General features: G+C 61.2%; 6 protein-coding genes and 1 pseudogene. 1 reads left to right on the top strand and 6 read right to left on the bottom strand.

What is annotated here, in order from left to right; all coding sequences use genetic code 11:
- From H621_RS29035 to ccoN (H621_RS0121715), 6 genes and pseudogenes are all read right to left on the bottom strand, one after another.
- Window positions 1-128: pseudogene (locus H621_RS29035) on the bottom strand (cytochrome-c oxidase, cbb3-type subunit II); the annotation flags it as partial.
- The gene (ccoN, locus tag H621_RS0121735) at window positions 128-1,570 is read right to left on the bottom strand and encodes a cytochrome-c oxidase, cbb3-type subunit I (protein WP_028945388.1); all 1,443 of its coding nucleotides are present in this window, start codon (window positions 1,568-1,570) and stop codon (window positions 128-130) included. The pseudogene H621_RS29035 and the gene ccoN (H621_RS0121735), both read right to left, overlap by 1 nt.
- A gap of 487 nt (window positions 1,571-2,057) precedes the next feature.
- Complete coding sequence (gene ccoP / locus H621_RS0121730; protein WP_028945387.1) at window positions 2,058-3,005, bottom strand: cytochrome-c oxidase, cbb3-type subunit III; 948 nt, start codon at window positions 3,003-3,005, stop codon at window positions 2,058-2,060.
- Complete coding sequence (locus tag H621_RS0121725; protein ID WP_371919709.1) at window positions 3,002-3,196, bottom strand: cbb3-type cytochrome oxidase subunit 3; 195 nt, start codon at window positions 3,194-3,196, stop codon at window positions 3,002-3,004. Before H621_RS0121725 ends, ccoP begins: the two co-directional genes overlap by 4 nt.
- Window positions 3,197-3,201: 5 nt before the next feature.
- A complete protein-coding gene (gene ccoO, locus H621_RS0121720; protein WP_028945385.1) occupies window positions 3,202-3,810 on the bottom strand; it encodes a cytochrome-c oxidase, cbb3-type subunit II in 609 nt (202 codons plus the stop codon).
- Window positions 3,811-3,820: 10 nt separating this feature from the next.
- Window positions 3,821-5,245 carry a cytochrome-c oxidase, cbb3-type subunit I gene (ccoN, locus tag H621_RS0121715; RefSeq protein ID WP_028945384.1) on the bottom strand — a complete coding sequence of 475 codons (1,425 nt, stop codon included), beginning with the start codon at window positions 5,243-5,245 and terminating at the stop codon, window positions 3,821-3,823.
- Window positions 5,246-5,294: 49 nt separating this feature from the next.
- On the opposite strand from ccoN (H621_RS0121715), the gene H621_RS0121710 reads away from it, so the two are divergent.
- Window positions 5,295-5,984 carry an alpha/beta family hydrolase gene (locus H621_RS0121710; protein ID WP_028945383.1) on the top strand — a complete coding sequence of 230 codons (690 nt, stop codon included), beginning with the start codon at window positions 5,295-5,297 and terminating at the stop codon, window positions 5,982-5,984.
- Window positions 5,985-6,000: the final 16 nt, after the last annotated feature.

The raw sequence follows: 6,000 nt of genomic DNA, 5'->3' as shown, positions 1-6,000 counted from the left end.
TCGACCGGCTTGTTGGTGACGTCCTGGAAAAACAGCGGGACGATCTGGGTCAGGCCGCCGATGCTCACGGCGATGACCATGAAGAAGGCCAGCAGGCCGATATTCTTCTCGACTACTTCATGCTTCATCAGTGAGCTCCAACTACAGCGATCTGAGCGGCGGCTTCAGCTTCGGCCGGCTTCGAAGCGCGCACGGTACGGTAGACGTTGTACGCCATCAGCAGCATGCCGGAAGCGAAGAACGCACCGCCCAGGGCACGGACGATATAGCCAGGGTGGCTGGCCTGCAGGGCTTCGACGAAGGAGTAGGTGAGGGTGCCGTCGTCGTTGATTGCACGCCACATCAGGCCCTGGGTGATGCCGTTGACCCACATCGAGGAGATGTAGAGCACGGTACCGATGGTTGCCAGCCAGAAGTGCGCGTTGATCAGGCCGATGCTGTGCATCTGCTCGCGGCCGTAGACTTTCGGGATCATGTGGTACAGGGCGCCGATAGAGATCATTGCTACCCAGCCCAGGGCGCCGGCGTGTACGTGGCCAACGGTCCAGTCGGTGTAGTGCGACAGCGAGTTGACGGTCTTGATGGCCATCATCGGGCCTTCGAAGGTCGACATGCCGTAGAACGCCAGTGAAACCACCAGGAAGCGCAGGATCGGGTCGGTGCGCAGCTTATGCCAGGCGCCCGACAGGGTCATCATGCCGTTGATCATGCCGCCCCAGCTTGGTGCCAGGAGAATGATCGACATCGCCATGCCCAGCGACTGCGCCCAGTCTGGCAGCGCGGTGTAGTGCAGGTGATGCGGACCGGCCCAGATGTACAGGGTGATCAGCGCCCAGAAGTGCACGATCGACAGGCGATAGGAGTAGATAGGGCGTTCGGCCTGTTTCGGCACGAAGTAGTACATCATGCCCAGGAAGCCGGTGGTCAGGAAGAAACCTACGGCGTTGTGGCCGTACCACCACTGGATCATGGCGTCGGTTGCACCCGAGTAGGCCGAGTACGACTTGAACAGGCTGACGGGCAGGGACGCGTGGTTGACGATGTGCAGCATCGCGGTCACCACGATGAAGGCACCGTAGAACCAGTTACCCACGTAGATGTGCTTGGTCTTGCGCTTGACGATGGTACCGAAGAACACCACGCCATAGGTCACCCAGACAATGGCCAGCAAAATGGCGATTGGCCATTCCAGCTCGGCGTATTCCTTGGTGGTGGTGTAACCCAGTGGCAGGGTAATGAGCGCACCGACGATCACCGCTTGCCAGCCCCAGAAGGTAAAGGCGGCGAGGCTGTCGGAAATCAGTCGCGTCTGGCAGGTTCGCTGCACGACATAATAAGAAGTGGCAAACAGTGCACAGCCACCGAAGGCGAAGATCACCAGGTTGGTGTGCAGTGGGCGCAGGCGGCCGAAGCTCGTCCATGGCAGGTCCAGGTTGAGCTGGGGCCATACCAGTTGCGAGGCGATGTAGACGCCAAGCCCCATGCCAAGGATCCCCCAGACCACCGTCATGATGGCGAACTGGCGGACGACCTTATAGTTATAAGCAGTCGGACTGATTGCTGTGCTCATTCTAAGGTTCCACGGTTTGGGTGTTTTTGTAGGTTAAAAAATCGGCGCAAGTATGTATAAACCGTGTGGTTATTGCAACGCGATGGCTCCCGCGCCGACCTTTGCCAAAGCCCGATCTACCGCTGTTTCGAGCATTGTTGGCGGACGAAGTGTACACAATTATCTGCTTGATATGTGTACCGTTATCCACAAATTCTTGTCCAATCGGTCAGGCTTGCTGTGACCATATTTCGTTTGCCCTGAAGGGGGACGAAGAGGTCGAGCCGATCCCATCTACCTTTGCACGCATTCTTCAACTGGCACCGCCGCCCGTGGGGTTCATCGGCCCTTCGGTTGCGGTCGCTGTGGCAACAAGCTTAGTTGTGTTCAAGGCGGGTGCAAGGCGGGGTGGCGGGGGAGGTGCGACACTTGGTCGCAAGCGGGAAAGGGGACCGCCGCATCCGGGTGGAGGCGGCGGTTTGAGTCAAGGCTCAGTTACGCGAAGATTTCACTTGGCAGTCAGGCTCTCGCCCTGGGCCGGTTCTTCCTGGGACAGGCTGTAGACATAGGCGGCCAGCAGGTGGACCTTGTCGTTGCCCTGGATCTCTTGCTGGGCAGGCATCTGGCCCTGGCGGCCGTAACGGATGGTCTGCTGCAGCTGGGCAAAGCTTGAACCGTAGATGAAAGCCTGCGGGTGAGTCAGGTCTGGCGCGCCCATGGCCGGGGTGCCCTTGCCTTCAGGACCGTGGCAGGCCACGCAGTTGGCGGCGAACAGCTTCTGGCCATTGGCGATGTCGGCCTTGGTGCCTTCAGGCAACTTGCGCCCGTCGAGGTTGGTCAGCACGAAGCCGGCAACATCGGCCACACCTTGCTCGCCGATCACTTCCGCCCAGGCTGGCATCACGCCGTGGCGACCGCTCATGATCGACTGCTTGATGGTGTCCGGCTCGCCGCCCCAGCGCCAGTCCTTGTCGGTGAGGTTGGGGAAGCCGTAGGCACCCTTGGCGTCGGAGCCATGGCACACCGCGCAGTTGGAGGCGAACAGGCGGCCACCCATTTTCAGCGCTTGTGGGTCCTTGGCTACTTCCTCCACCGGCATGGCAGCAAACTTGGCGAAAATCGGGCCGAACTTGGCGTCCGCCTTGTCCATTTCCTTTTGCCATTCGTTGACCTGGGTCCAGCCATTCTCATAGCCGGGCAGGATGCCTTTCCAGTTGCCCAGGCCCGGGTAGAGGATCAAATAGCCGACCCCGAAAGCCAGGGTGCCCACGAACAGCCAGAACCACCACTTGGGCAGCGGGTTGTCGTACTCCTCGATGCCGTCGAAGCTGTGGCCCATAGTCTGGTCGCTGGTGCCGGGCTTCTCGCCCTTGCGCGTTGCCAGCAACAGCCAGGTCAGGCCGATCAGGCTGCCGATGGTCAGTACGCTGATGTACGTACTCCAGAAGGTGGTCATTGCCCGTTACTCCTCGATTCGGGTTCATTGGCAGGTGCCTGGCGGTCGTCGGCAAACGGCAGCAGGCTGGCTTCGGCAAATTCCCGGTCGCGCCGACCGTTGAACACCCACAGCGACAGGCCGATGAAGGCGATGGCCACCAGGAGGGTGCCCAGGCCGCGCAGTTGACCGATATCCAGTGTCAAGTCCATGGCCCTTACCTCTTGTTCTTGATCGCGGTGCCCAGCACCTGAAGGTAGGCAACCAGCGCATCCATCTCGGATTTGCCCTTGAGCGACTCAACCGCGCCGCTGATGTCGGCATCGGTGTATGGCACGCCCAGGGTGCGCATGGTGCGCAGCTTGGTCTCGGTGTGGCTGCTGTCGACCTGGCTTGCCACCAGCCACGGGTAGGCTGGCATCTTCGACTCGGGCACGACGTTGCGCGGGTTGTACAAGTGGGCACGGTGCCAGTCATCGGAGTAACGGCCGCCGACACGGGCCAGGTCCGGGCCGGTACGCTTGGAACCCCACAGGAACGGGTGGTCCCAGACGCTTTCACCGGCGACCGAGTAGTGGCCGTAGCGCTCGGTCTCGGCACGGAACGGACGAATCATCTGCGAGTGGCACTGCACACAGCCTTCGCGGATGTAGATGTCGCGGCCTTCGAGTTGCAGCGCGGTGTAGGGCTTCATGCCCTCGACCGGCTTGTTGGTGACGTCCTGGAAAAACAGCGGGACGATCTGGGTCAGGCCGCCGATGCTGACGGCAAACACCATCAACAGCACCAGCAGGAAGACGTTCTTCTCGATTACTTCGTGTTTCATCTCGGTCTCCTCAGGCCAGCTGCGCAGCGGCAGGGGCGGTCGTGGCCACCGGAGCACGCACGGTGCGCCAGGTGTTCCAGGCCATCAGCAGCATGCCGGTCAGGAAGATCGCCCCGCCGACGAAGCGCACGATGAAGCCAGGGTGGCTGGCCACCAGGGTTTCGACGAAGGAGTAGGTCAGCGTGCCGTCGGCGTTCACTGCACGCCACATCAGGCCCTGGGCGATGCCGTTGACCCACATCGAGGCGATGTAGAGCACGGTACCGATGGTGGCCAGCCAGAAGTGCGCGTTGATCAGGCCGATGCTGTGCATCTGCTCGCGACCGAAGACTTTCGGAATCATGTGGTACAGCGCGCCGATCGAAATCATCGCTACCCAACCCAGGGCGCCGGCGTGTACGTGGCCGATGGTCCAGTCGGTGTAGTGCGACAGGGCGTTGACGGTCTTGATGGCCATCATCGGGCCTTCGAAGGTCGACATGCCGTAGAACGCCAGCGAGACCACCAGGAAACGCAGGATCGGATCGCTGCGCAGCTTATGCCAGGCGCCGGAGAGGGTCATCATGCCGTTGATCATGCCGCCCCAGCTCGGGGCCAGGAGGATCAGCGACATGATCATGCCCAGCGACTGGGCCCAGTCGGGCAGCGCGGTGTAGTGCAGGTGGTGCGGACCGGCCCAGATGTACAGGGTGATCAGGGCCCAGAAGTGCACGATCGACAGGCGATAAGAGTACACAGGGCGTTCGGCCTGCTTGGGCACGAAGTAATACATCATGCCCAGGAAGCCTGCGGTCAGGAAGAAGCCCACGGCGTTGTGGCCGTACCACCATTGCACCATGGCGTCGGTGGCGCCGCTGTACAGCGAGTAGGACTTGGTCAGGCTGACCGGCAGTTCCAGGTTGTTGACGATGTGCAGGATGGCCACGGTGATGATGAATGCACCGAAGAACCAGTTACCCACATAGATGTGCTTGGTGGTGCGCTTCATCAGGGTGCCGAAGAACACCACGGCGTAGGCGACCCAGACGATGGTGATCAGGATGTCGATCGGCCACTCCAGTTCTGCGTACTCTTTGGAGCTGGTATAACCCAGCGGCAGCGTGATGGCAGCCAGCACGATTACCAGTTGCCATGACCAGAAGGTAAAGGCGGCAAGGCGTGGAGAGAACAGGGTGGTCTGGCAGGTACGCTGGACCGAGTAGTAGGAGGCGGCGAACAGTGCGCAACCGCCGAAGGCGAAGATCACCGCGTTGGTATGCAGTGGACGCAGGCGTCCAAAGCTGGTCCAGGGGAGGTCGAAGTTGAGCGAAGGCCAGACGAGTTGCGCGGCAAGAAAAACGCCGAGCCCCATCCCGACGATTCCCCACACCACCGTCATAATGGCGAATTGGCGGACCACCTTGTAGTTGTAGGCGGTACTGCTGGTTGTGTTCATGTATGGGTTCCCATCCACGGTTATAGGCAGACTAAACAGCGAGGCAAGCATGAGTAATGGGCAACTGGCCGGTATTGACGGGGATCAATGGGCACAGCTGGTCGAAACCCGCGGCTGGCGCTGGAATGCCCCGCAAAATCAGGGGGATGGCGCACCTGTGCGGTGCCTGATCCTGGCCCATGGCGCAGGGGCGCCGATGGACAGCGGGTTCATGGACGACATCGCGCAAAGGCTGGCGGCGCAAGGGCTGGGGGTACTGCGCTTCGAGTTTCCGTATATGGCGCAACGGCGCCTCGATGGTGGCAAAAGGCCGCCGAATACGCAGGCCAAGCTGCTTGAGTGCTGGCGCGAGGTGTACGCGCAGGTGCGACCTTTGGCCACTGGGACGCTGGCCATTGGCGGCAAGTCCATGGGCGGGCGCATGGCCAGTCTGCTGGCTGACGAATTGGGCGCCGATGGGCTGGTGTGCCTGGGGTATCCGTTCTACGCGGCGGGTAAGCCGGAAAAGCCACGGGTAGCACACTTGGCGGAACTGAAGACGCCGACGCTGATCATTCAGGGCGAGCGAGATGCCCTGGGGAACCGCCAGGCAGTGGAGGAGTATGTGTTATCGCCGGCGATCGAAGTGTGCTGGCTGGAGGCGGGGGATCATGACCTGAAGCCGTTGAAGGCGTCGGGGTTCAGTCATGCAGATCATCTGGCAACTGCGGCGCAGAGGGTTGCAGCGTTTTTGCGATGATACCGAGGGTGGAAGC

Source organism: Pseudomonas vranovensis DSM 16006 (assembly GCF_000425805.1).
In the GTDB taxonomy this organism is placed as follows: domain Bacteria; phylum Pseudomonadota; class Gammaproteobacteria; order Pseudomonadales; family Pseudomonadaceae; genus Aquipseudomonas; species Aquipseudomonas vranovensis.
This window is presented reverse-complemented; position numbering and strand designations above follow the sequence as displayed.

Coding starts and splice junctions, on each gene's coding strand:
- ccoN (WP_028945388.1), bottom strand. CDS start 1,570: ATGAGCACAGCAATCAGTCCGACTGCTTATAACTATAAGGTCGTCCGC.
- ccoP (WP_028945387.1), bottom strand. CDS start 3,005: ATGACCACCTTCTGGAGTACGTACATCAGCGTACTGACCATCGGCAGC.
- H621_RS0121725 (WP_371919709.1), bottom strand. CDS start 3,196: ATGGACTTGACACTGGATATCGGTCAACTGCGCGGCCTGGGCACCCTC.
- ccoO (WP_028945385.1), bottom strand. CDS start 3,810: ATGAAACACGAAGTAATCGAGAAGAACGTCTTCCTGCTGGTGCTGTTG.
- ccoN (WP_028945384.1), bottom strand. CDS start 5,245: ATGAACACAACCAGCAGTACCGCCTACAACTACAAGGTGGTCCGCCAA.
- H621_RS0121710 (WP_028945383.1), top strand. CDS start 5,295: ATGAGTAATGGGCAACTGGCCGGTATTGACGGGGATCAATGGGCACAG.